The sequence below is a fragment of the Flavobacterium sp. Root420 genome (genome assembly GCF_001427905.1).
GTDB lineage: Bacteria > Bacteroidota > Bacteroidia > Flavobacteriales > Flavobacteriaceae > Flavobacterium.
Genome location: NZ_LMEF01000029.1, coordinates 762238 through 788573, shown reverse-complemented (window position 1 = coordinate 788573; position 26336 = coordinate 762238). Strand labels below are relative to the sequence as shown.

At 36.7% G+C, this 26336-nt stretch carries 15 protein-coding genes; 1 reads left to right on the top strand and 14 read right to left on the bottom strand.

Going from position 1 to position 26336, the window contains the following annotated elements; genetic code table 11:
* The 9 genes from ASC72_RS17375 to ASC72_RS17335 form a co-directional block, all read right to left on the bottom strand.
* On the bottom strand, window positions 1-1365 hold a 1365-nt coding region (locus ASC72_RS17375; RefSeq protein WP_131725836.1), incomplete at its 3' end, for an IS4 family transposase.
* A 207-nt stretch (window positions 1366-1572) separates the two neighbouring features.
* Window positions 1573-2031 carry an RNA methyltransferase gene (locus ASC72_RS17370; RefSeq protein WP_056193506.1) on the bottom strand — a complete coding sequence of 153 codons (459 nt, stop codon included), beginning with the start codon at window positions 2029-2031 and terminating at the stop codon, window positions 1573-1575.
* A 165-nt stretch (window positions 2032-2196) separates the two neighbouring features.
* On the bottom strand, window positions 2197-4776 hold the full coding sequence (locus tag ASC72_RS17365) for a glycoside hydrolase family 9 protein (protein ID WP_082564346.1): 2580 nt from the start codon (window positions 4774-4776) through the stop codon (window positions 2197-2199).
* A 28-nt stretch (window positions 4777-4804) separates the two neighbouring features.
* The gene (locus ASC72_RS17360; RefSeq protein ID WP_056193503.1) at window positions 4805-5932 is read right to left on the bottom strand and encodes an alpha/beta hydrolase-fold protein; all 1128 of its coding nucleotides are present in this window, start codon (window positions 5930-5932) and stop codon (window positions 4805-4807) included.
* A gap of 24 nt (window positions 5933-5956) precedes the next feature.
* Window positions 5957-7255 (bottom strand): glycosyl hydrolase family 8, encoded by a 1299-nt coding sequence (locus ASC72_RS17355; protein ID WP_056193501.1) that lies wholly within the window; start codon window positions 7253-7255, stop codon window positions 5957-5959.
* 47 nt (window positions 7256-7302) lie between these two features.
* Entirely contained in the window at window positions 7303-8265 is a 963-nt protein-coding gene (locus ASC72_RS17350; protein WP_056193500.1) for a glycoside hydrolase family 43 protein, read from the bottom strand.
* 61 nt (window positions 8266-8326) lie between these two features.
* Window positions 8327-10933 (bottom strand): TIM-barrel domain-containing protein, encoded by a 2607-nt coding sequence (locus ASC72_RS17345; RefSeq protein WP_056193498.1) that lies wholly within the window; start codon window positions 10931-10933, stop codon window positions 8327-8329.
* 7 nt (window positions 10934-10940) lie between these two features.
* A complete protein-coding gene (locus ASC72_RS17340) occupies window positions 10941-12878 on the bottom strand; it encodes a glycoside hydrolase family 97 protein (RefSeq protein ID WP_198528516.1) in 1938 nt (645 codons plus the stop codon).
* Window positions 12879-13540: 662 nt separating this feature from the next.
* A complete protein-coding gene (locus ASC72_RS17335; protein ID WP_056193493.1) occupies window positions 13541-15655 on the bottom strand; it encodes a thioredoxin domain-containing protein in 2115 nt (704 codons plus the stop codon).
* Window positions 15656-15950: 295 nt separating this feature from the next.
* Between ASC72_RS17335 and ASC72_RS17330 the strand changes: the two genes are divergently transcribed.
* A complete protein-coding gene (locus ASC72_RS17330; protein ID WP_056193628.1) occupies window positions 15951-17417 on the top strand; it encodes an MFS transporter in 1467 nt (488 codons plus the stop codon).
* A gap of 131 nt (window positions 17418-17548) precedes the next feature.
* Here ASC72_RS17330 and ASC72_RS17325 read toward each other — a convergent pair whose 3' ends face one another.
* From ASC72_RS17325 to ASC72_RS17305, 5 genes are all read right to left on the bottom strand, one after another.
* A complete protein-coding gene (locus tag ASC72_RS17325; RefSeq protein ID WP_056193490.1) occupies window positions 17549-19714 on the bottom strand; it encodes a beta-glucosidase in 2166 nt (721 codons plus the stop codon).
* Window positions 19715-19871: 157 nt separating this feature from the next.
* On the bottom strand, window positions 19872-21320 hold the full coding sequence (locus ASC72_RS17320; protein ID WP_056193486.1) for a RagB/SusD family nutrient uptake outer membrane protein: 1449 nt from the start codon (window positions 21318-21320) through the stop codon (window positions 19872-19874).
* 15 nt (window positions 21321-21335) lie between these two features.
* The gene (locus tag ASC72_RS17315; protein ID WP_056193485.1) at window positions 21336-24485 is read right to left on the bottom strand and encodes a SusC/RagA family TonB-linked outer membrane protein; all 3150 of its coding nucleotides are present in this window, start codon (window positions 24483-24485) and stop codon (window positions 21336-21338) included.
* Between the two features lie 75 nt (window positions 24486-24560).
* The gene (locus tag ASC72_RS17310; RefSeq protein ID WP_056193478.1) at window positions 24561-25076 is read right to left on the bottom strand and encodes a hypothetical protein; all 516 of its coding nucleotides are present in this window, start codon (window positions 25074-25076) and stop codon (window positions 24561-24563) included.
* 47 nt (window positions 25077-25123) lie between these two features.
* Window positions 25124-26320 (bottom strand): hypothetical protein, encoded by a 1197-nt coding sequence (locus ASC72_RS17305; protein WP_056193475.1) that lies wholly within the window; start codon window positions 26318-26320, stop codon window positions 25124-25126.
* Window positions 26321-26336 lie beyond the last annotated feature (16 nt).

Sequence of the window (26336 nt, the reverse complement as noted above, 5' to 3'; positions counted from 1 at the left end):
TATCCAGCCTTGCATGACTGAATTGAATTTTTGCAGGCCAATCCAAAAGGTTGTGATACCAGGTTTTCTTTCAGAAAGATAACCTTTCCATCCTCCTAATCTAGCAATAGCCCATATATATCGTTTCAAATCGGACGATTTATATGGGTTTTTTAGTTTTTCGGTTTTACCTTCTAATTGTATGATTTGCAACTCTAAGCATTCTATTTCTTCTTCTGAAAAACAGCTTCTGGGTTCGGATTCTTCTTCGCTGGCATAGGCTATTTGCATGATAAAGAGCTTTATAATAGTCTCCAACATCAAAAGACATAGTTTGCGAACTGCTTTACCTTGGGATAATTCGCTGGCTTCTATATTGAAGCCCTCTTTCTTTAAAATTCTAAATACTTCTTCAATAGTCCATCTATAGGTGTACCATTCGATACAAAGTAATGCAGTTTGCAGATCTTCAACTTTCTTTGTTGTTAGTAATCTCCAAAGTATTGGATTTTCAATATTTTCTCCTACTTCTTTTGCTTCAATAGCGTAAAGATTGATTTTATCGGGAAGATGTTTCCCTGAATATTGATGTTTGCCTATTGTTATTTCTGAAAAGCGTACTTCTATAGTAGCTGTTCTTTTTTGGATCTTTCTCCTTTTATCTCCTTCTAGTTCAATTGTGTAGCTTCCTTGAAGTGGCTGTGAACTAAGATGATCGAAAAGTTYTATTTTATTATCAAGCAATCGATTAAATCGGGATCTAATCAATAAATGAGTCTTACTATCGGGGATAAGGCAAAATTGTTCGAAAATATCTCCCTCTCTATCCTGAATAATGATTATTTCTTTTGCTTTACTTAGTCTTTTCTTAGTTTCAAGAGAARAATCGATCCATCTATAAGACTCTTTTTCTTCAATGGGTATGCGATGGTGAGTATTAGTCTTCATTTTAGCAGGCAGTTCATGCCCTCTATTCCATATTTTCACATCTGAAAAACCATAGGGCATTAGTGTATCTGCATCTATGATAAAACTTGGATGAATAAAAAAGCCAAGTCCACCAACASAAGCATTGGTAAGTCCAATTGACTCATCCTTTTTGATCCTGTTTCTGTGATTATAAAGGTTTATTTCACTGCTGTCCTGAATACACAAAACAGATTTATCTTCAACGCAGCTTACACAATTAAAAGACATGTTCTTTATAATATCAGCTTCACTAACATTATCATTTTGTAAAAATCGGTAAATCGCTTTGGCTTCAGCGTCACTTTCTGCTAATTGTCTTATCGAATAAATACTATTAGCAAACAAGCGATTGAGAATAGAATTACCTCTATTCAACAATCGCTTGTCTTTTAAATTTTCAAAATATCTRGTCTGCACTTTTTCTCAAATATAATTAAAAAAAAATATTTGTGTCCAGACGGTAGGCTAAAAACCTTGTTTTTCTAAATCGGGAGATACCGCCCTCTATTCAACAATCGCTTGTCTTTTAAATTTTCAAAATATCTAGTCTGCACTTTTTCTCAAATATAATTAAAAAAAAATATTTGTGTCCAGACGGTAGGTTATAAAAGTTAAGTTTTTGTTTTAAGAACGTGGTTTAGGCAAGTTTCTGTCGTACATAATAATTGTTCCTGCCACGGCCACATTTAAACTTTTTTCTGATTTAAATTTTACTAAGTGATGGCATTTATCCATTACTTTTTTGGATAAGCCATGATCTTCTGCTCCCAATAAATAAACACAACGTCTTGGGTGCTCGAAGGTTTCTAAATCTGAAGCTTTGTCATCTAATTCTACACCAACCAATCGCGCGCCTTTAGGTAAGTTTTCAAAAAAAGCTTCAAAAGTATCATAATGAAAATAAGGAATTGCTTTAACCGCATCATGAGTATCACAAGCTTGTTTGGCATATCGATTACCAATGGTAAATATAAAAGTAGCACCCAAGTTTTGAGCCGATCGCCACAAAACACCCAAATTTTCAGGTGTTTTACCATTTTGTATTCCTATCCCAAAATATTCATTTATAAAATTATCATTCATAAGGGCAAAAATACAAACTGTAAGTACATAAGTCAACCCTCTCTATTTGGGAATTGAATAGATCTATTTCTTTCGCATAGGCCGCTCTGTGTTTTTAAACAGGCGAAGTGTCTTTTACCGCATGCTAAACTATGTTTCTATGTGTTTAAATTTTAAGTCTTCTTTTTATTTTTCCTTAGCCAGATCATTAACAGCATTTGCCAGAAAAACATACCACGCACCACCATCTATAATACATTCATTTTCTCCCCAAAAAAATGGCCAGTCGTCTTTATTCTCCAGATAATCCGGTTTTAGAAAAATAAGTCCCGGAACTACTCCGCCGGCAATTGTGGTAAAGTCTGCGCGATTGCCTCCATAAGCTACTTTTTTAGATCTGTTTCCGACCGCATTTACAAAAGATAAATTAGAATAAGGATGACAGCCTAAAACATAATTCAATCCCTGATAAACACTTTCTTTATCCATGATATCAGGATAAATATTGTGAATATAATAATTGGTACTTGCCCAATTAATAACCTGCGAACTACCTCCCCAGCCTCTTTTTGCAATCGGCACGCCGTAAGGATTCTCGCTGTTTTCTTTGTCCATTTTTTCTTTATACTTCATTACATAGCCACGTACTTTTTGCTTGTAATTATCGTCCATAGAAGAAACGGCCAGTAGCGCTGAATTCATATTAAAATCTAAGTTTTCATCCAGTAACTTCCATATTTTATCTTCAAAACCTTTTTTATACTGTTCGTCTTTTGTGCTTAAGTACAGCTGTAATAGTGCAATCATATCACTTCCTTTTCCCCATCTGGACATTGGACTGTTATCCGGTTTTGCCTTTTTATCTATTTCAGTTGCTTCGTTGGTTAACTTTATAGCAAGAGACAAACATTTAGCTGAAAGTGCATTATTATACCCTTTTAAAGCTCTGCTAGCTGAGGCTAATGCTCCTGCAGTTCTGAAATCCAGAAATGAAGTTCGGTTGGTAAATGCCCATCGGTCATCTTTCGTTCCGCTGGAAACTCCGTTAGACTCAAATGGTTTAAGAGATGAATTATAAGGAAGATTATCGGTTTCAGTTGAAGCATCTCCCAAATGATGGTACTGATGCAGATTAGGAACTACAATTCCTCTGACAGGGTGCCCAATATTCTCCACTTGTGCCACAAGGTTCAAAACGCCGTGCTCAATTTGCTGCAATAAATCCGGTTGCCCATCAGGACGGTGAATGTCTACAAACTGTGTTTTTTGATCTATATAAGTTTCATCTCTGCTTACTTTGAAAGCTTCCCAGGATTCTACAAAACTATTGATGACACTGACATGCGAAAAAGTCTGTATATCAAAATCACCGGCATCAAACCAGCCTCCAACCGACATTCCCGGAATACGTTCTAAAGGTTTGTATTTTGTTTCAGTTGTTGGACCTTGTTTATAACCATCAAAGTGTTCGTGATTGACTGGCGCCTGAAGGCAGTCGTCTAAAAACGGTCTTCCGTGCCATACTCTATACGCCTCATTCACTTCCATATGATCCATCTGAACCGGAAACCAAACGTCCATAGTGGGATGCCATATTTTGGAATAAATATCCTCCTCGATCTGAAACGTATTTGTTTTTTGGTCGCCATACTGAATATAATAAAGCCCTTTTTCTTTAACAGCGCTAAAATCAATCTGTGCATAATTGTATCGGAGATAAGTTCCCCAATCTTTGACATTAACCTTTAGTGCTTCTGTAAATTTCCCGTCCGCACCAAGTTTAAAAATCGACGCCGTACTTAACGCCTTGTCATTTTTATCCAGTTCGACAACCGCTACTTTCTTTTGGCCCGGCATATATCCCACTTGTGAAAAGCCAATTACGGGTTCTCTTTTCCAGTTTGGTATCGCATTAGGTTCAACATACCAGCTCATTACTTTCCCTTTTTTGTTTGAAGGAAGAATACTTCGCGCTATAAACCACCCATTCTGGCCCAAATTTCTCCCATCAAAAAGCATTACATCCTGATCTTCGGACTGAATTTTTACGGTACGTTCCGGATTTTCGGGCGCAAAGATGAAACTCTTACCCGATTCTAAAGGAAGTGTTGCTATAAATTCATTCCTTCCACGATCATCAAATGTGGTATGTCCCGCAAACTGAGGAATTTTTTCAGCCAACGGGCGAATCTCAGTATTACTTGCAGGATATCGAGGGAAAGTTCCCGCTTTTCCATCGACTACATAATTGCTCTCAAAATAAGAAGTGGGTATAAATTCCATATTAAATCCGGCCCTTCCTTCCAATTGCTTCGGAACTGGTTTGTCTAATATCACATCGATAACAAAACCTTTTCCTTTTGGCGTGACTATAATTTTGGAATCAAAATTAAACTCCTCATATCGCAAGGTGACTTCAATGGTTTTCTTTGCCTTGTCGACTTTTCGGCTGATCATTTTCGGAATTAAATCCCATTGTTCCGGTGTGTTTTGAAGTCTGATAGCACCGCCGGTTACCGTTCTGACACCATGATGAATAAATTCTATTCCGGCCGTTTTTTCGTCGAAAAACATTCCGTTATATTCATTATTAAAAACCCAGACATTCAGCCCCGGAGTTTCGAAATATTCTTTTTCATTTAATACTAAAGTCTGAGAAAAGGAACTGTTGAACAGGCTAAAAAAACAAATAAATAAGAATACTTGTTTCCATAAAGTTCTTTTGAAATGAAACAGAACTGTGGAGGTATTATTAAGTTTACGCATAATTTAGATTTTAATTTTTATTGAAAACTTATTCTTTAAACAAAAGCGGCGCTAATTCTTTAAAGCTGCGACGCCAGGTTTGAAATTCATGTCCTGTTCCTTCTGAAATATAAGGAACCGCATTAAAGCCGGCAGTTTTAAGAGACGAAACGGCAGTTTTAATACCATCAGGACGTTCCTTACTTCCGCAACTTAAGAAGATCAGTTTGACTTTTGATTTGTCCTTAATGTCTTCCGGTTTATAAGTTCCGCCACTAAGAAGTGCGTAGTGAGAGAAAACTTCAGGTTTATTAAGCGTTATCGATTTTGTTTCCATACCGCCCATCGATAAACCACCCATGGCACGGTTAGCCTGATTGGCAAGCGTACGGAAATTTGAATCCACATACGGAATTAATTCTTCTGTCAGAACCGCCTGAAAGGGTTCTATTTTAAAACTGGCCAAGCCACCATATTTAATTTCATTGGTCATTCCGTAGGTCATTACAATCAGGAATGGTTTTATTTTACCTTCTGCAATCAAATTATCCATGATCAAATTAACACGTCCCTGATTGCTCCAGGCTGTTTCATCTTCTCCCCAGCCATGCTGTAAATACAAAACCGGATATTTCTTTGCATTTTCTTTATCATAACCTGGCGGTGTGTAAACATAAGCTCTGCGAGACGTATTGGTATTCTTTGAAGGGAAAAGAATCTGCTGTACATTTCCGTGCGGAACATTTTTCAAGGCATAAAAATCCTGATCGTGGGCCGGAATTTCGATTCCGCTTTCCCAACGGGTAGAGCCGTAAAAGTTAAGTGCGCCTGGATCGTTAAAAACTCCTCCGTCAACCGTTATATGATAATAATGAAATCCTTCATCCATGGCGCCGGCGGTGGTGCCTTTCCACAAACCATCTTCAGCTTTTGTAAGGATTGTGCCTCCTTTTGCCCCTCCCAATCCAAGGCTTACCACAACAGATTTGGCTTGGGGAGCCATAATTTGAAATCTCGCATACCCCTGAGAATTCACTTGTGGATATTCTTGTCCGGGCTGATTGACTGTTGAAGGTTTAAAGTCTTCGGCAATGGTGCCCTGATTGGATTGTGCAAAACCTGTAAAACCTGATAAAAAAATAAAGCCCCATAAGAGCACAACTGTATACTGTTTCATATTTTTATATTTTAAGTTTAAAATTTATTTAACTGTCGGATTTATAATTTGGTAGTTTCCGCTTAGATGCATTAAACTGAAGAGATACATTAAACCATCATAGTACGGATCAAAATAACCGTCCTCATAAGGTTCAAGCTTCGCCTTCCAAAGCGCGTGAACAAAGTCCATACTTGCTTTATCGGGATTGACTAATGAAGCAGTAGCTGAGGTTGCTACCAATCCGATAGAATGTCTGAGTTTTTTAACCGGACCAGCCTGCAGTATAAATTCCGGTTTAGAACCATCGAGATTAAACTGATCCTCAAAAGTGTCTAATCCCTTTGATCTCAGAAAATTTTGAAATTTTCTGGCATATTCTTCCTGCCACCTTTTATCTTTTCCATACCAGGTATAATCCATTGCGATGTTCATAGGCACACGCCACGAATCGTAACGAAATCCGGAAGGCATCCATGGTGTCGCATGAGGTTCTCCGGTGAATTCGGTGTAATCGGAATTTAGGCCTGTTATAGTATGAGTCGCTTTATGCAGAAAATTACGGGAAACATCGGCACATTCTCTATAAAACTGCTCATGACCATCTTTGGCATATAAAGCCCATATTTCGTAAAACGCCGGAACATGATACGAAGGGTCGGTCCAATTGTACCCGCCCCCTTCCGGTACGAAAGATATCTGCTTATGTTCGGTATTTATAATATTATGGATATTACCTGTGCCGTCTTTTTTCCACATGGCATCCAATATTCTTCTGGCTTCCTTATAGTAATGAATTCCAGTATCATTGCCCCATTTGTTAGAAGCAAAAAGCAAACTGGTGATATAATACAACTCTCCATCTGACGCAGAACCAGCCGAATTTTGTTTTTTAGTTTGAGGATTTACACTCCACGCAAAATAACCTTCTCTGGGGCCATCCTGATGCTGCATGTATTTGACGGACCATCTCCAGATACGGTCAAAAACCTCTTTTTTATTGAGTTGAACCGCGACCATCATGCCATATGACATTCCTTCGGTACGGGCATCTTTATTTTTAACATCCGAAACATATCCTAAAGAATCGCCTTCTTTAAAATATACTTTATTCGGTCCTTCAAAAACATCATAATAGGCTTTGGCTAATTTTTGGTCTATTTCAGCCTGACTATAACCGGCTTCTTTAAAAAGATTGCGGTAGTGAGGTCTGTTGGATTCTGATTTTTCTGTTTTCTTTTTATTCTGACTCATCCCCAAAATCGGAACAATCATCAAAATAGCCACGACTAAAATCTGAATTATGAGAAAATTTTTCCTTCTGCATTTTTTATTTCTAACCATAATTTTTTTTATTGGATAACAAAAAACTTAAATTGAGATTCTACTTTTTACTTGATTTTGCTCACACCTTCAGTAGTTTGCATTATTTTTTGAATGGTTCCATCCTCATTATAATACATATAGTCTACACAAACAGAACGTCTGTAACTGCCGCCTGTAGGCAAACTTCCGTTGTGATAAAAAAAGTATGATTTGCCTTTGTAATCAATAATTCCCGGATGTGTCGTAAAACTGTTGGGTACATTTTCCTGAATAATGCCCTGATATGTCCAGGGTCCGGTTGGATTTTTGGCGGTACAATATTCGATCATTTCAGGTTTTGTTCCTGCACTGGCATATACTAAATAATAAATCCCTTTTCGTTTATACACCCACGGCCCTTCAATATAATTTTTAGGTTTGAAAGTGGTAATCTCGCCATCCAGTTCAATCATGTTCTTTTTCAGTTTTACCCATTTACAGCTTCCATTCCCCCAAAACATATACGCCTGACCATCATCATCGACAAAAACCGTCGGGTCAATATCGTCCCAGGCATACTTCATGTCGGTAGTCATTTCGTTAATGATAAGCGCTTTTCCTATTGCATCCTTAAAAGGACCTGTAGGACTGTCAGAAACAGCAACGCCTATTGCAGCACCGCCTCCGCTAACCTCGTCTTTTTTATGAAAGGTAGAAACGAACCAATAAAACTTTCCTTTTCGCTCAATACATTGTGCTGCATAAGCATCTCCGGTGGCCCAGGAAAAAGTACTTGGCGAGAGCGGTGACCCATGGTCTTTCCAGATAACCATATCTGTTGTCGAATATACACGCCAATCGGCCATTTTATAGTTGGTATCCTGCTCGGTAGCTACATCATGTCCTGTATACAAATACAAGGTGCCTTTATGTACAATTGGTGCCGGATCTGCAGTAAAAATATTTTTGATAATAGGATTTTGTGCTGTAGTTTTAATTGCTGACAGACAGCACAGTAGTGCAAATAAAATTTTGGTGTGGTTTTTCATTTTATTAGTCTTTTGGTTTGTATAGTTAATAGGGAATGCTGTGGTAATTATATCATTGAATTCATTTATTAATCTGTCTTTTTACTACTACTTTCTTTCCAACATACTTTATTGTTTCAGAAATGATATCGTTTTGTTTTCCGGAGATCCAGACAATATTCATGGTATATACTGCTGTTTGATTCTTATAGCTACCTATTTGTTTTCCTAAAGTCAGGGTTTGATTTTTTTCGTTCCAGACTATAGGAATCTCAGTATGTTTTCCTTTTTCATAATTGTAATTATCGCCTTCATCATTATAAAGAGTAAACGCTGCATCCTTACCGGTATAAATCCGAATTTCAAGTTCGTCCTGTTTCGAATTTGTATCCTGAATTATATTTCCCATCGCTACAATTGAACCTTCCTTTACGAAAACTGGAATTTTATCCAATGGTGCAGGAGTTGAAATCGTCTGCCCTCCTTCAAATCGCTTGCCGGTCCAGAAATCAAACCAGGCATTTTGTCTTGGCAGGTAAACATCCCAATTGGTAACATTGGGCGCGGTAACGGGCGCTATTAAGAATGCTTTGCCAAACATATATTGGTAAGCCGTACTGACAGCAGTTGGGTCCTCATTAAAATCCATAACCAGCGGCCGCATCAATGTTGAATTATTCTTAGTGATCTGCCAGGCTTCAGAGTATATATAAGGGAGCAATTGATATCTAAGATTCATCATGGAACGCATATTATTTTCTACTTTTTCACCATATTTCCAGGGCTCAGTTTCTGTTTGATAACCATGGATGCGAAATATGGGGTTGAATACACCCCACTGAAACCAACGTGTTAGTATTTCATGATACTTTTCATCTGTGTATTGTGTGGGTCCCGGGCGAAAAAAACCACCTATATCGGTCGTCCAATACGGCATTCCGGTAAGATTGTAATTTAAGCCCGCCACTATTTGACGTTTATAGGCATCCCAATCCCAGCCTATATCGCCTGACCAGTTGATTGTCGCATAACGCTGCTGTCCTAAAAAGGCAGAACGGGTAAGAATGGCGACTCTCTTTTCGGGATTAGTATTTCTTTGACCTTCATAAACAGCTTTACTAACAAATAATGGATAGGTTAATCGGTAAAAATCACCCAATCCAAAATAAGTCTGTTTGCCTCTTAAGGCATCATTTTCAGGTTCGGTAGCGTCCATCCACCAGGAATCTACTCCCAGTGCAAATAAATTTTTATTTAGTGCATTCCAATGTGTTCTCTGAGTTTCCGGATTATAAATATCAATCCAGGGACTGTTTGATATAAATAATTTTTTGGATAGATATTCCTTAGCAATTTCAGATTCCTTATTTAGATTTTCCCAGACAGAAATAGAAAAATGAGCCTTTAAATTGTGAATTTCCTTTATGAATTTTTCAGGTTCCGGATAATTTGTTTCATCAAACTTTGGCACTCCCCAGCCATATTTACCCCAATATTGCCAATCCTGTACAATTACATCCACGGGTAAATTACGTTTTCTAAATTCTTTTATAGTTGAAACCAAATGCTCTCCGGAAGTATAACGCTCACGACATTGCCAAAATCCAAATGCCCATTTAGGCAACATAGGAACATTACCGGTAAGATTGCGGTAATTGGCGATAATTTCGTCTGTATTATTTCCTGCAAAAACGACATAATCAAGTGATTTTGCATTGGGAGATTTAAAAACCGTTTCGTTATTAGAAAGTTTAAGACTAAGAGATGGCGTATTAGTCGATTTACAAATTACTTTTACCGTATGCTCTCCTGCCTTTAAGTGAACTAATTTACTCACTGCCGGTGGCAACCATAAATTAGATTGATTAATTACGTCAATGCCATCAATCAAGACTAAATGACGGCTATCCATGTCTCCAAAATCCAGAAATATCGAATATTCACCCTCTTTGGCTACAGAAAAATCTCCGGAATAGATGGATTGTTGTTGTGAAACTTTCTGCGTGCCCGAAGTTGTTGTCACTTCAACTTCATTTTTCTCCCCTTCATTTTTACTATTCTTAACCAAAGTGATCTCCTGACTTGTTGGATTAAAATAAGTTAGCCCATATTGATGCCATAACAAACCATACCCTTTATTGGATACCAAAAACGGAATGGCGATTTGTGTATTCACCTGAATTAATTTTCTGGTGGTATTTTTTAAATTATAAAAACCATCCTGAAACTGTCCTAATCCGAATAAATATTCATCCTCAGGAGATTCAAAACCTTGTTCAGCGATAAAACAAGGTTCTCCCATAATTAGGTCAGGCTTCAATAGCCTTGTATTTGCTTTTTCGCTAAGAAATACATTCCCTGATTTATCACTATACGCTAGTACGCCTGTCTTTTTATTGTACGTAACTACAATACTTTTTGTGCTGAGTTCTAAACTGGCAGCAGTTTCCTTTAATGAGAAAGCAGGTACATTCGGTTTATTTATCAAAACAAACTCTTGTTCTTCTTTTTTATTTCCGATTTGATATTGTATGCGGATCGATTTTTCGGTAAGAGGAAATATGTTTAGCACTCCTTCAGATAAGTCTATAGATAATCCATCCTTGCTTGCAGCATGTTTTTTATACTGCTGCGCACTAAGTGAAGTGGACAAAAAACTTAAAATTAAAATGTAAATAGTTGTTTTCATAACTAGGTTATTTATCTATTGGAGTTAATGAAATAGCAAAACCTCCTCTGCGAAGGACTTTAATATCGATAGTTGAATTTTTATCGACTTCTATCACTTGTGAAGCAAAAGTCTTATCATGATCGCCATCAGCAATTAAGACGGCACGATAATTAACTCCTTCTTTTAAAAATGAGAAGTGGAGTTTCTTTGTTGTTTCTTTGTTTTCAGAAGCACTAATTCCTCCAACATACCAAGCATTTCCTTTTCGACGAGCCATTATAACTTCCTGACCCGGATAACCGTCAATAAGCTTTGTGTCGTCCCACGCTGTAGGTACTTCTTTTAAAAAGGTTTTAGCTTCTTCAGGCAGTTCATAATATCCTTCCGGCCTGTCGGCTAAATGTTGCAAAGGAGATTCAAAAATTACGGAAAGCGCCAGCTCATGTCCGTAAGAAGTATGATGCGGATATTGCGAATTCGTAAAAGTAACCGGCGTATAATCCATTGCTCCTACTACGTTTCTTGTAAAGGGCAAAATGGTATTATGTTCCGGTGCTGTAGTTGAAAAATCAGGGCCATTATTATACCATTCTGCTCCCCGAACCGCTTCGTATGTCATTAAATTCGGATAAGTGCGTGACCAGCCCCGTGGTACAATACAGCCATGAAAATAAACCATCATTTCAAACTGGGCAGCATCTTCTAAAATATCAAGATAATATTGGATCATATCCTGTTTCTCGCTTTCAAAAAAATCAACCTTAACGCCAACAACACCCAGCTTTTTAAGTTTTGTAAATTCTTCAACCCTGTTTTTGTGCGTAAGCATCCTGTCTTTTGGAGTAGAAGGCACCCACGTATGATCTCCTCCCGAATTATACCACATCAATGGTTTTATTCCTTTAGAATGGATATATTTTAAGGCATCTTCCAAATTTCCGCCATTTGCCATACTATCCCATTCCCAGTCCAGAAGCGTGTAGGGCCAATTCATTTTTACGGCTAAATCAGCAAACTCACATACGGTTTTATAATCTTTGGTTCCATGATTGCTGGACCAGTAATTCCACGATACTTTTCCCGGTTTTACCCAGTCGGTAGTTTTAAAACGAGTTGGCGTTGATACATCTTCAATCAAAGTACTTTCGACAATATCAGACAAACTCCCCATAGTAATGACTCTCCACGGTGATTTCCACGGAAGTGAAATAGCAGGTTTAGATTCACCCTTTCCTCTGCCATCTTTTGGATCAGGGAATGTAAGTTTATAAGTATTACTGTCTTTTGTATTGCTTAATTTTGTTCCGCAGTAATTACGGTCCAGATCAGCTTCGTGCAGCAAATACCAGCACGATTGACCTGATGCATTAAACAGTGCCGGATAGCACCATTCCTGCTGTATAATTTTATCATCACTTGTGGCGGCATACAAACCCTCATTTGCCGGGTTCCATTTTTCCAGCCATCTCTTATGGTCTTTTGGTATCTCATACGCCGTCAACTCATCATTAATAGTATAAGCTCCCTGCTTCTCAGGAAATTCGTATCGAAAGGCAATACCATCATTATAAGCTCTTATAATTAGATTTAATTTTGCTTTTTTTGGATTCTCAAAGGAAACAATTACTTCATTAGCTGTATTTACACGTGTGGCTTTTTTGCCGAAAGGAAGTCCATAATGCTCTTTTATTATTCGCGGATTTGTGGCTTTTAAAAAATGAAGTTCTCCCGAAAAATCCTGATCGCTTCTTGAAAGTCCCAAGCTTATTTTTGGAATTATTTCAGATAAATTAGTATTGGTTTGATAGTATACCTTCAAATACCATTCTCCCTGATTTTGAGAATCCATAGCATGCAATGACATTGCAATTTTTCTATTTGGAGATTGCAATTGTAGTTGCTGCGACCAGGAATGGCAGGAACTGAGCAGAACAAAAAACACTAAAATAATTTTAAACTTCATGATTTTATTAATTCATTGTTATTATTATCTTTTTATCCTAATCGAATTACAGATCGTATAATTCGAACGTAATGAAAAAGCCGAAAGTGATGAAGCTTTCGGCTTTTAATTTAAAAACTAATACTTACACTTAGTTACAAACCAATTTTGTAGAATAACACTTATAACCAACATTAATTTTTAAATCTAAACTCAAAGTCTTTATGAGGTAATTGCATAAACAATTTTATAAATCTTTATAAGCGTATTTACTACAAATATAAGCAAAAACAATTAATACACAACCGGTTGTCTAATTATTTTATTTATGAATCGTCAAAAAATTATCAATAAAAAACATTCTACATATTTTTATCAAACAAATAATGAATTAAATATATTATGAGGATTGTTTTAAAAGGGAATTTTGAAAAATAAAGTGACTTCCATCTATTTTTTTTAATAACTCGTAAAAATTTAAAAGAATAAAAAAATAATATCAAATACTTGAAAATCAATAACATTTGATACTATAAGTTAAAAAATATGAAAGCAATTAAAAACAACTGGTTGCGTCCAAGTTTAAACAGGAACTTAACCAATTAATTTCAAAATTCACTTTGAAAAAGAAAAACAAGGATATGATGAAGTCTTAGACTAAGCAATTGATTTATAACTATTCGCTATAAACCATTTTTTATTTTATTCACCGCTACAGCGACATCTTTTTCAGGCATTTTACAAGTCTTGTTCACGCAGACATAAATATAAGTCTGATCGTCTGCAAAGCGATTTTCTAAAATAGGCAACTTACTTTCTTTAGTCGCTCCTGCAATCAGAATATTAGGCAAATAATAACTCTGAAGCTGACTGGTTTTAGTCAAAGCATCTTTGCCTGAAATGGCAACTTCATAATAATTGCCGGTATAATTGAGCATTAAATTCAGCCAATTGTAATATTCCGTTGGTGACTGCAAGGCTTCTTCTTTTACATTATTCAACATCTGCTGTGCCGTTTTGGAATACGTATCATTTGAGTAATAATGTCCTAATAAAAATAAATTTTGAGCCAGAATAGAATTAGAACCCGGAATTACATTGTCAGCGATTTCCATTTTTCTGGTAATTAAACCTGTTGCAGCATTAGAAGTAAAATAAAAAAGGTTCGATTTTTTATCCAGAAAATGAGTCATGGTATAATCCGTTAATTGCTTCGCTTTGTTGAGCCATTTTTCGTCAAGTGTAATCTGATACACCGCAATAAAAGCGTCTATAACGGTAGCATAATCTTCTGAAAAACCAACAATACTGCTTTTGCCGTCTTTATAACTGTGGTATAAACTTCCGTCTTTTTGAAGCTGGTTCTCCAGAATAAAATTGGCGTTTTTTAAAGCAATTTCCTTATAATGTGGATTCTTAAATGCACGATAAGCACTAATATAGCCCCTTATCATTAAAGCGTTCCATGAAGTCAGGGTTTTGTCATCTAAATGAGGTCTTGATCTTTTGTTTCTTGCTGTTAAAAGTATTTGTTTCCAGTTTTTTATTTTAACATCCAGTTCTGTTAAAGTCAATTTGTTTTGGAGCGCAAAGTCTTTATCTGATTGCGTTTTAAATAAAACATAGTTCCCATTTTCCCATAAACCATTTTCATTACTATTGAAATACTTTTGAAAAAGAGAAAAATCAGATTTTAAAAGCGCTTGTAATTCTTCTTTTTTCCAAACATAATACGCTCCTTCTTCCAGTTTTTTTTCTTTGTTTTTGCTGTCAGCATCCAGGGAAGAATAAAAAGCACCATTTGGAGCCACAAGTTCTTTTTCTACAAAATTCAGGGTTTCAACTACCGTTTTTTTATACAACTCATTTTTAGTAGCCAGATACGCATCAGCATATAAACTCACTAATTGCGCATTGTCATAGAGCATTTTCTCAAAATGGGGAACATGCCACTTTACATCAGTTGAATATCTGGAGAAACCACCACCAATATGATCGTAAATTCCGCCATTAGCCATTTTTTTGAGTGTGGTATCCACATAGGTTTGAATCGCTTTGTCTTTATTCTGAGTGCTATAGCGAAGCAGAAAACTCAATGCGTTTGGCATCGGAAATTTAGCATCCCCAACCAAGCCGCCTTCCTTATAATCTAATTGCTCTTGCCATAGTTTTACGGCTTCAGAAAGTTCTGAACTTTTAAAATTAGCCTGACTATTATTAACCGAAATTAATTGTGATTTCTGAATGCCTGCCACTAATTTATCTGCATATTCATTCGCTTTTTTGGGATTGTTTTTATACAAACCAGAAAGTTCCGTTAGGGCTTTTGTCCATTCTTCTTTGGTAAAATAAGTGCCTCCAAAAATAGGACGTCCATCAGGAAGTGCAATACAGTTTAAGGGCCAGCCGCCTTTGCCGGTCATTAATTGTACGGCATTCATATAAACCTGGTCAATATCCGGGCGCTCTTCCCTATCTACTTTTATACTGATAAAATTATCGTTCATTAATTTGGCTACAGCCTCATTTTCAAAACTTTCTTCTTCCATAACATGACACCAATGGCAGGCAGAATAGCCTACAGAAATAATAATAAGTTTATTTTCTGCTTTTGCCAGGTCTAGTGTCTCCTGATTCCACGCTTTCCAGTTAACAGGATTGTGCGCATGCTGCAAAAGATACGGGCTCGTCTCATTAATTAAATCGTTGGTATATTTGTGATACTCTTCAGTATGCTGTTTTTTATTACAACCAATAAAAAAACAGGAAACGATTAATAAAAGATAGAGAATACGCATATAAATAAAATGAAAAAAGTGTGAATAATGGTGTTGATTTTCAGTTGTTTTTTAAATCAAAAGCTAAAATAGCAATTTAAATTTAATAGATTTGCCATAACTAAAGAATGCTTCAAATGTGCTATTAAAGGCTTCAAAATTGACAATCTTATTTCAACTTTCAAGCTATTTTTACGTTTAACATTTTATTAAAATGAAATGAAAACGAAACGTTATTTTTATAATTAAACATCGCTCTAAAAAAATTTCAATCAACACGATGGTGATAAGCAGAAAAAAAGCAACCAGTATATTGATGAGCAATACTTCTCAAAAGCTTTCTGTACTGGAAAAAATTGGTTATGGTTTAGGAGATTTTGCGGCGAATTTGATTTTTCAGACCCTGCTAACCTTTTTAGCTTTCTTTTATACCGATGTTTATAAAATTCCTGCCGGAACAGCAAGTATCATCATTTTTATTGGAGGTTTTATCGGTGCTTTTTTTAATATCATTATGGGGGTTATTGCTGATCGTACCCAAACCCGCTGGGGAAAATTCAGGCCCTGGATATTATGGACGGCTTTACCTTTTGGAATTGGTGCTGTTCTTTCTTTTTTAACTCCCGATTTTGGAGAAAATGGCAAGATAATTTACACCTTATTGACTTACTTTTTCCTGGTTATCATCTACTCTGCTAATAATTTACCCTATGTTGCTTTAAGTGGTGTTTTAACTGGCGACATGAAAGAAAGAAATAGTCTTTCCTCCTATCGCTTTGTAGCCGTGATGATCGCTCAATTTATAATTCAGTCCCTTTTATTGCCATTGGTTTTAATTTTAGGACATGGCGATAAAGCAGTTGGCTTTAAAAATACAATGATTCTATTTGCCGTTACAGGAGTAATTTGTTTATTGATTACTTTTTTTACTACCAAAGAACGAATTATACCTGCGGAGAATCAGAAATCTTCGGTTAAGCAGGATTTTATCGATTTATCTAAAAACGGTCCCTGGCTGGTTATGTTGCTTGTTACCATTCTTGTTTTTATCACCTTATCTTTAAAAGGCGGAATGTATGTTTTCTATTTTAAATATTATTTAGATCCCGTAGCGCAAACTGTTTTTTTGAAGGATATTGGTTTTACTGCATTTATTCACGATCTGAACAATTCATTAATTTCAATGGGATTAGTTGATTTTCAGTGGCCAAAAGATGCTCCAACTTCTGCCTTTAGTCTTTTTAATGCCGGGGGAATTCTTTTTATGATTTTTGGAATTTTGTTCTCGAAATCACTCGCAGATTCTTTTGGTAAAAGAAATATTTACATCAGTTTCATTTTTTTATCCGCTATAAGTTTGTTGCTTTTTAATTTTTACAGCAGAACCGCTATTGTAATGGTTTTTCTGACCCAATTGGCACACGGATTTATTTATGGAGTAACGATTCCGTTATTATGGGCTATGATTGCTGATGTAGCCGATTACAGCGAATGGAAAAACAATCGAAGAGCGACTGCTACTGTTTTTTCGGCCATGATTTTTGGACTAAAAATAGGGATTAGTATCGGCGGTGCCCTGGGTGCGGCTTTTTTATCTAAATACGGTTATGTAGCAGAGGAAGTCAATCAGGTACCGGCAGCAGTAGATGGAATTAAATTGTGCGTAAGTATCTATCCTGGCTTTATATTCATTATAAGCGCCGTTTTACTCTGTTTTTATGTTATAGACAGGAAATTGGAAATTCAGATTGAAAAAGATTTAAGGGAAAGAAGAGGAAATTAGTTAGGTAATCCCTTTGCGTGCCTTGCGGTTAAATTTAACGCAAAGTACATGCAAAAAAAACAGTAATATAGTTTTCCCCACAAAACTATACTACTGCAAAAAATAGAAACCTTATTTTTTTTAAAATAAATTTATTGTACCATAATAGTTAGACTATTCACAATATTCTCTGCTGATGTTGCTGTATAAAGTACAAATTCACCCGGCTCAATTTTCCAGCCCGAAGTCTTCTCATCGTAAAAAGCCAAATCTTTTACTTTTACTTTTAAATCAACTGTTTTTTGCTCTCCTGGTTTCAGGAATATTTTATCAAATGCTTTTAATTCTTTTTTAGGTCTTAAGACAGATGAACTCGTTTGGCCAGCGTACAATTGAACTACCTCTGCACCATCCATTTTACCTGTATTTTTGATATTCAATTTTACTGTTATTTCATCATTGACACCGTAAGTTTTTTTATCAGACGCTACATTCGAGATTTCAAAAGAAGTATAAGACAAGCCATAACCAAAAGGATATTGAGGGGCAATTCCCTTGGTGTCAAACCAGCGATAACCTACCAAAATATCTTCCTCATAATTTACTTTTAAATCGTGCCCCGGATAGGCTCCTAAAGCATGTGCCGGAGATTGGCTTAAAGTAACAGGCATTGTAAAAGGCAGTTTTCCGGAAGGAAACTCTTTTCCGCTCAATACATCAACCACAGCGTTACCGGCTTCCATTCCGCCATACCATCCCCAAACTACCGCAGGCACACGTGATTCAATGCCCGCCAGTTCTAGTGGAGAGCCAGCAATAATTACGACGATTGTTCTCGGGTTTGCTTTGGCGACTTCCTGAATTAAAGTTTCCTGTCCGTATGGCAAACGCATGTGCATTCTGTCAAATGATTCGGAATCGAAATCATGGTTTAGACCTGCAAAAACAATGGCTACCTCCGATTTTTTGGCCTGAGCCACTGCATCTTCGATTAATTTCCAATCTACTTTATCAGTGTTTAACTGACCGTCGCTGCTTCTTTCCACCACATGAGATTGTTTTTCGTAACCTTGCGCGAAATTGATCTGCATCGATTTTCCGTATTTAGTGATTATGGCCTGAAGTGGTGTTACCTCATATAAAGCCTTGATTTCTGAGCTAAATCCACCACCGCAATGGGTACGAGTTGCATTATCACCAATAATCGCTACTGATTTTATCGCGCTCATATTTAACGGCAAAGTTTGTTTTTCGTTTTTCAGTAAAACAACCGCTTCTACAGCAGAACGATAGGCCGCCTGTTGATGTTCCTTTGTATTTATAGAACCTGTTATTCTTGTTTTTGGATCTAAAACTTTCGTTTTAATCATAACTCTTAATATGTTGGCCACTTTTTCATCTACGAGGCTTTCTTTTATATGGCCTTCCTGTACTGCCTTAATCAAAGGATCGGCGAAATACCAGTCGTTATAATTTTCTTTTTCGGTTCCCATTTCTAAGTCTAAACCAGCCAAAGCCGCCTTTTCAGTACTGTGAACAGCATCCCAGTCCGACATATAAACACCTTTAAATTTAAGTTCATCACGTAAAAGTGTTCGTCCTAAATAATCATTCTCGGTACAATAGGAACCTCTGAATTTATTGTAAGCACCCATAACACCCAACACTCCTGCATCTACAATGGAAGCTTTAAAACCTGGCAGATAAATTTCGCGTAAAGCGCGTTCGCTCATCGTCACATCAACAACAAAACGATTTTCCTCCTGATTATTAGCAACAAAATGTTTCACACAAGCCGCAACATCCTGAGTTTGCAAAGCCTTGATATAATTAATGGAAAGCTGCGAAATAAGAAATGGATCTTCGCTCAAATACTCAAAATTTCGTCCGCAAAGCGGAGAACGAATAATGTTGATTCCAGGCCCTAGCAAAACATCTTTTTTACGAAAACGCGCTTCTTCACCCAAAACAATACCGCGTTGTTTTGCCAATTCCAGATTCCAACTTGCGGCCATGGCCGTTCCCGGAGGAAAACAGGTCGAAGCATCATCTGTTTGTCCTGTATATTTCCAGTTGTGACGATTCATTTCTGCCCGTACTCCGTGTGGTCCGTCTGATAAGGCCCATTCCGGAATTCCGAGATGTTTTATTTCTTCCGTGTAAAATTTAGAATTTCCATGCAGCATGCCGACTTTTTCCTTCAAAGTCATTTTCTTAATTAACTGTTGAATTCTTTTTTCTGTCGAAGGATTTGTTTGTGAAAAAGAACTTTGAAAAAATACGGAAAACAAAGCCGCAGCTATAAATCGTAATCTCATTTTATATGTTTTAGAGAACCTTTTTGGTTAAATTAGATAATTAGGTTTTGAATGTTAAATGGAAAAAATTCCTGTTAACAAGCTCTCAAAAATAGCCGAATACGAAATATAGGAATCCTATAAATTGAGCATTTTATATAAAAAATGAAGCACGTATTTAAGGATTTGGCACCATTAATTTATTTGTGGAGATTTCCCCACTTGGTATAGGCCAAATATAATTACTGCTGGTTGGCAGCACCAAAGGAGCTGTTCCGATAGAACCTTTTTTGGCGGGCAGCGTTTGTACTTTTCTTTGCAGGTCCATCAATCGGAAACCTTCGCCTAAAAACTCAATATCTCGTTCTTTTTGTATGGTTGTAAGCAATGCCTCTTTTGTTGCAATGTCATTTACTGGAAAAACATAATTTGGGTCTGAACGATTTCGTACTGCTTTTAATAATGCTGTTGCCAGTACCAAATCATTAGAATTGGCAGTGGCTTCGGCATAATTTAAGAGTATTTCGGCATAACGAATTACAGGCACATAATCTCTGAAAGGTGCTGTGGTGACACTGAATTTTTTCAATACTTTTTGATTGGCTGCACTAGTTCCAATAAGGCCCGAGCGAGCATCAGCGGCAGAACTAAAAACCGGATCGCTCACAATTCCTGCAGCTGCCAGAAAGATAATCGGCTGTGTTAAATAATTATAAGCCAAAGCATATTGCGCTGAAGGAGTTTCGGTAGTAGAATTGGCAAAAGGAATCGAAAAAACAGCTTCAGTTCCGGTATAACTTCCTCCAAAAATTGCGACATAATTAGACTCTAGTTTTTGGGTTAAATTTCCTTCGGCATATTGAAAAGGCGGAGTAGCAGAAACGATTTTTTTAGCTTCTGAAATTACTTTGTCAAAATTATTCTGTACCAATAAAACCCTTGTTTTTAATGCAATTGCGGTAGCTTTTTTTGCTCTTGAAGTATTGAGTAATGGCGTTGCATAACTAACCGGTAAATCTGTTTCGGCTTCATCTAAATCTTTCAGAATCTGGTTGTACACCATTTCAACAGAACTTCGCGCTAAATCATTATTTCCAGAAGTAGTGATTGGTGTCAATCGCAAAGGAAGTCCTAAAGAACTTTTGTCCTGATTATATGGTTTGGCATAAGTCTGCACCAAACTAAAATAACAAAAGGCACGAACAAATTTGGCTTCGGCAATATAGTTTTTGGCCAGCTCTTTTGAAATCACCGTGGTTTCATTCATTTTGCTGATTAGAATATTAGATGCATTAATGGCAGTATATCCTACTGACCAAACGTTGTTTACAAAATCATTTGTCGAGGCTACATTTTGATTCCATACCGCAGAACCTGTTGCGGCATTTCCGTCATTCTGCCCAAATTGATCGGCACGCTGTTCATTAAAAACAATAAACCGGCCGCCATAAAAACTTTGGTTTTGCAATTGTTTGTATAAGTTATTAGTCTGCGCCAAAATTTTATCCGGAGTACTAAAGGCTATTGATTCAGGAATGCTGGTTTCTGGTTTGGTGTCTAATAAATCATCATTACAGGCCGTCATAAACATTAGAATAAAACAGCTCATTAAAATATATTTTTTCATTGTCTTTGCTTTTAATTAAAATCCAATATTTAAACCGACAGTATAAACCTGGGAATTAGGTGGAACATTTTGATCTTTTCCTGAATTAATTGAATTTCCGTTGATAGAAACCTCTGGATCAGAACCTCTGTATTTGGTAAATGTGTATAAATTGTTTCCTTGCAGATATACGTAAATCGAACTGAAAGTGTTTTTCAGGAAAGAAAGTTCCATTGGCACATTATAGCCTAAAGACACATTTTTGAATTTCAGATAAGAACCGTCTTCAACCTTCGAAGTGCTGGAAAATGAAAAACCCGCAGAAACATTATCGCCGTAATACAACTTTTGAATATCAGTAATCTGGCCAGGAGTTGTCCATCTGTTTTTAATAAATTCTCCATTGTTGAAGTAACGCTGATCGGAGTTGGTGGCTCGGGTTCCGTTATACAATTTATTGCCCTGTGCGAAAGTCATATTTACGTTCAGCACAAAATTCTTGTAACTGAAAGTGTTGTTTAAACCACCAAACAATTTAGGCAAAGAAGGCCCCTGTATCACACCATCTTTGTAATTGTCGATTGCCGGAGCAGCGGTACCGTCGAGATACGTCCATTTTGGAGAACCTATATGATTGTACTGTACCTCTTTGCCTTCGCTGTTTATAAAAACCATTTGGCCATTATCCGGATTTACACCTTTTGTCGGCACTGCAAAAACTGACCCGATAGAATACCCTACTCTCGTCATATTTTGTACACCAAAAACACTTGGTACAAACACATCACTGGTTAAGGAGGTCACTTTATTTTTAAGCGTAGAAAGATTCAGGCTTACATTCCAGTTGAAATCGCGGGTTGTAACAGCCAATGCGTTAATACCAATTTCAAAGCCTGTATTGTACATACCTCCCACATTTTCATTGATATAATTATTCGGAATTCCAGCTGAAAGTGATTGTGGCGTTTTCAGGATTAAATCTCTTATTTTGTTGTTGAAATAATCAAACTCCATCGAAATGCGATTGTTCAGCATGGCGAAATTCAATCCTAAATCGAGTTTTGAACTTGTTTCCCATTTTAGATTTGGATTAGCCGTTTGTGAATATCCTAAGGTTGGCGCGCCGCCATACGTAGATGAATTATACGTTCCGATAGCAGGATAATTTCCTATTTCACTATTTCCGACAATACCATAACTAGCCCTTAGTCTCAGGTTGTTCAGAAAATTTCTCACTTTAGAATCTTTAAAGAAAGACTCTTCTAATAAGTTCCAGCTTACAGAACCCCCTCCAAAATTACCATATTTATTTCCTTCAGGTAAAGCTGATAAACCATCAATTCTATAATTTAAGCTCAGGAAATATTTGTTTTTGAAATTGTAGTTTACGTTAGTAAAATAGGACAGTAAAGCATTCTCCGCAAGATCATTACCAATGGGAGAAATATTCGCGTAACTTCCCTGATAATTTTTATAGTATGGGTCTGTGACATTACTCTGAGATGCACCCCAGCTATCCAGCGTCGTTTTAATTCTTTCATAACCCAACAGAAAAGTGAAGTTATGGTTTTCCTTAAAAGAATCTTTGTAGGTAAGGGTATTTGCCCAGTCGGTTCTTGATAAATCGGTTGCGATGTTTGTTGCCACACCGTTATATGCAGCGCCTCCACCGTGAATTGGATTTAAAATCAATTTATTTTCCAGACCAATCGTATTCAATCCAAAACTGGTTCTAAAGATTAGTTTTTTGGTGATATCAAACTCTCCATATACATTTCCTAAAAGCGATTTACTGATCGAAGTTGTCAGATCGAGTTCCTGCACCATTGCCAGATTGTAGGCGTTTATGGTACCTATAATCGACGGAATATTGGCGCCATAACCTACACTTATTCCGTTTTGAATACTATAAGAACCATCCGCATTGTAAACCGGTACATTGGGAGGTAAAACATAGGTCATTCTCCCTAAAGGTTCATTGGTAATATATTCCGTGTTATAAGTGGATGATGATAAGGTGTTTCCTGCTACAGCACCCGTGTTCGGGCCTACGTTTTTAGCCCTGCTATAAGAAATGTTCACACCTACCCTGATAAAATTATTGACTTCATGACTCAGGTTTAATCGTGTCATGTAATTTTGAAAAGTGTTGTTTTTTATAAAACTATTTTGGTTGGAGTAGTCTGCTGAAAAATAATATTGAGTGGTTTCATTACCTCCTGAAATATTGATATTCTGATTGCTGGAAATTCCAGGTTCGTAGGCGGCATCATACCAATTTGTATCGACTGTGCTTCCATCCGGATTTTTGGACAAGAAAAAACCAGGGGCTTTACCTGCATTGACCAAAGCTTCATTTTTGATCATCGTATAATCTTCTGCATTTAATAATTTAGGCAAATTATAAGGCGTGCTTCGGCTGAACCAGGTATTGTAATTAAATCTTGTTTTTCCTTTTTTTCCTTTTTTGGTGGTAATAACCATAACGCCATTTGCTGCTCTGGAACCATAAATGGCAGCAGCCGAAGCATCTTTCAGTACATCGACAGTTGCAATATCATTCGGATTAATTCCGGATAACGGATTGTTGCCTACAAATCCACCCAAAGAACCCGTGAAAACGGCTACGCCATCTACCACAATTAAAGGAAAAAGTCCGGATGTAATGGTGTTTAAACCCCGAACCCTAATAACTGGTGTATTGTTTAATACGCTTGTAGACTGAATTACATCAATTCCTGTTCCCTGACCGCCTAATAGCTGGTCAAAACTAGTGGTTGGGCGATTCTGCAATTGCTTTGCCGAAACCGTAGTAACAGAACCCGAAAACTCCGATTTTTTTTGGGACAAATAGCCACTTGAAATCAGGACTTCATCTAATTGATTGGAATCTTTGATTAATTTTACTTTCAATAAATCAAACGAATTCACTATAATTTCCTGTGTCTTATATCCTATATAACTCAATGTTACTGTAACTGGTAATTTTTGATTCTGAATTACAAATTCGCCCCTTTCATTGGTCATAATTTCCTCCATTTCTGACTGAACTGTTACGCCGCTCAAGGGCAAATCGTTTTTACCATCTACGACTATCCCATTCAAATTTTGCTGTTGCGCCTGCATTTGGGCGCTAAGTAAAAAGAAGAAATATAATAATAACTTTAAATATTTTTCTAATAACATATTGTTAGTATTGATTTTAAATATTGAAATTTAAATTAAGGAAGTAGTTAGGCTGGTACTTTGCTGAAATATCATTTATTCGTTTAGAATTTGATGATTATGTGTTTGAGTATTTGCTGCAAATTTTTCCTGCTCTTTTTTCAAATTCATTTCTACATAATAATCCTCATTATATTTTCCAGCTATAACAAGTGCTCCCGCAACCAAAACGAGATTTTTGATAATGTATTGACCAACCAAAGTTGGTTCGTAAGGGAAGACCTCAAAACAACTGGATTTTAGAATAAAAAAAGGAAAAAGTGTTGCTGTCATATGTAATAACAGCAACATAATAGTTTTTGGTATCAATTTTCTTATAAGTAATCCTATTCCGATGAAGACTTCAAAAATTCCAAGAATTGGAATAAAAAATTCTGGTCTGATCCAAAAAACGGTTTTCTCTACCAAATCACCAGCAGGGCTCATTCCGAGGATTTTCAGAACTCCAAACCAAATGTAAATTATCGCAAGAGCAATGCGCATTAAGCTGACACCGTATTTTTCCATTTTTTTACTTAAAAAGAAATAGAAATTGTTAAAAGTAGTTTTCATTTGTTTCGTAATTAGATAATAAATTTTTACTACAATATGATGTGCTATTAAGGCATTGTTAGTTTCATCTTTTTGCCCAAACTAAATCGGTACGAGTATCCTAAATTGATAGAATAATCTGCGAAAGCAGCATCTCCCTGCACATGCACATATTTGGCCGGATCAGTGATAACCGAATTCTGCAAATTCTGACTGGCAATATCAGCAGCGCTTTGGATACGGTTTTTTACGATATTATAAGGGATAAACAAACTAAAGTTGTGTTTCCCGATATGATACGCAAAACCATATTCTATTGCTATAACATAGCCGGGGCGACGATAAGCTACTTGTCCTCCAAAAGCATCATAAGCTGGAATTCCTTCAATTCTACCAGCCAGCGAAACACTGAAATTTTCTTTTTTATCTACAGCTGCAGACAAACCTGCCCTTGCAAAATACTGATCCGGACAAGCATAAATTTCATAGCCTTCTAAACCTGCTTTTGGTGGTGATTTAAAAGTACCGTTGGATTCTTTTGGGTTGAATAAATAATAGCCGTTTGCAAATCCGTAAAGACGACCAGTTAATTGTCTGAATACTTGTATTTCTGCCGCGATTCCAATTCCGCCATCACCTGGCTGGATGGCCTGATCCATTATTACGCTTTTTGTAGTTCCGTCAGTTTGAGGTGCGTCATCCATTTTAGAATGGCTTCCTGTATTTAGCTTTACTCCCAATCCCAGCATTAAATTGCCTTTATGAGCCGTTTTAGGATCAAAAAACCAATAATTTACACTTATCCTTGCATCTGCAAAACCTTGTGCATAAACGCTGTATCTAAGTGTATCTTTTACAGGCGTTGCTTGTCTTAATACCTGAGAACGTTCATTGTGTACATAAGGTAAAGTAGCGTTGATCTGGATTCTATCGGTGATTCCGTACGAAAAATTAAAATCCAGTGCATGCGAATAAATATTTACGGCATTACCTTGTTCAACGCCATTGTCGTCATGTCCGCCGCCGGTAGTTTGACGCTCCAATTGTTCTTCTTTCCCAACAAAATGTCTCCAGGAATGAAAATAACGGTAATTTGTCCCGACCTGAAATTCGCCTTTGCCCAGATTATAAGAACTGGCAGAATTCATATAGAGTCCACCCATTTGGCGAACAGCTACACAACCCTGAGCGGTCATTTTTTGGGTTTGAAAAACGATAAAAATGAACGCCATAACTGATATATATAATGATGCTTTTTTTTTCATGATTGTGGTTTGGTTT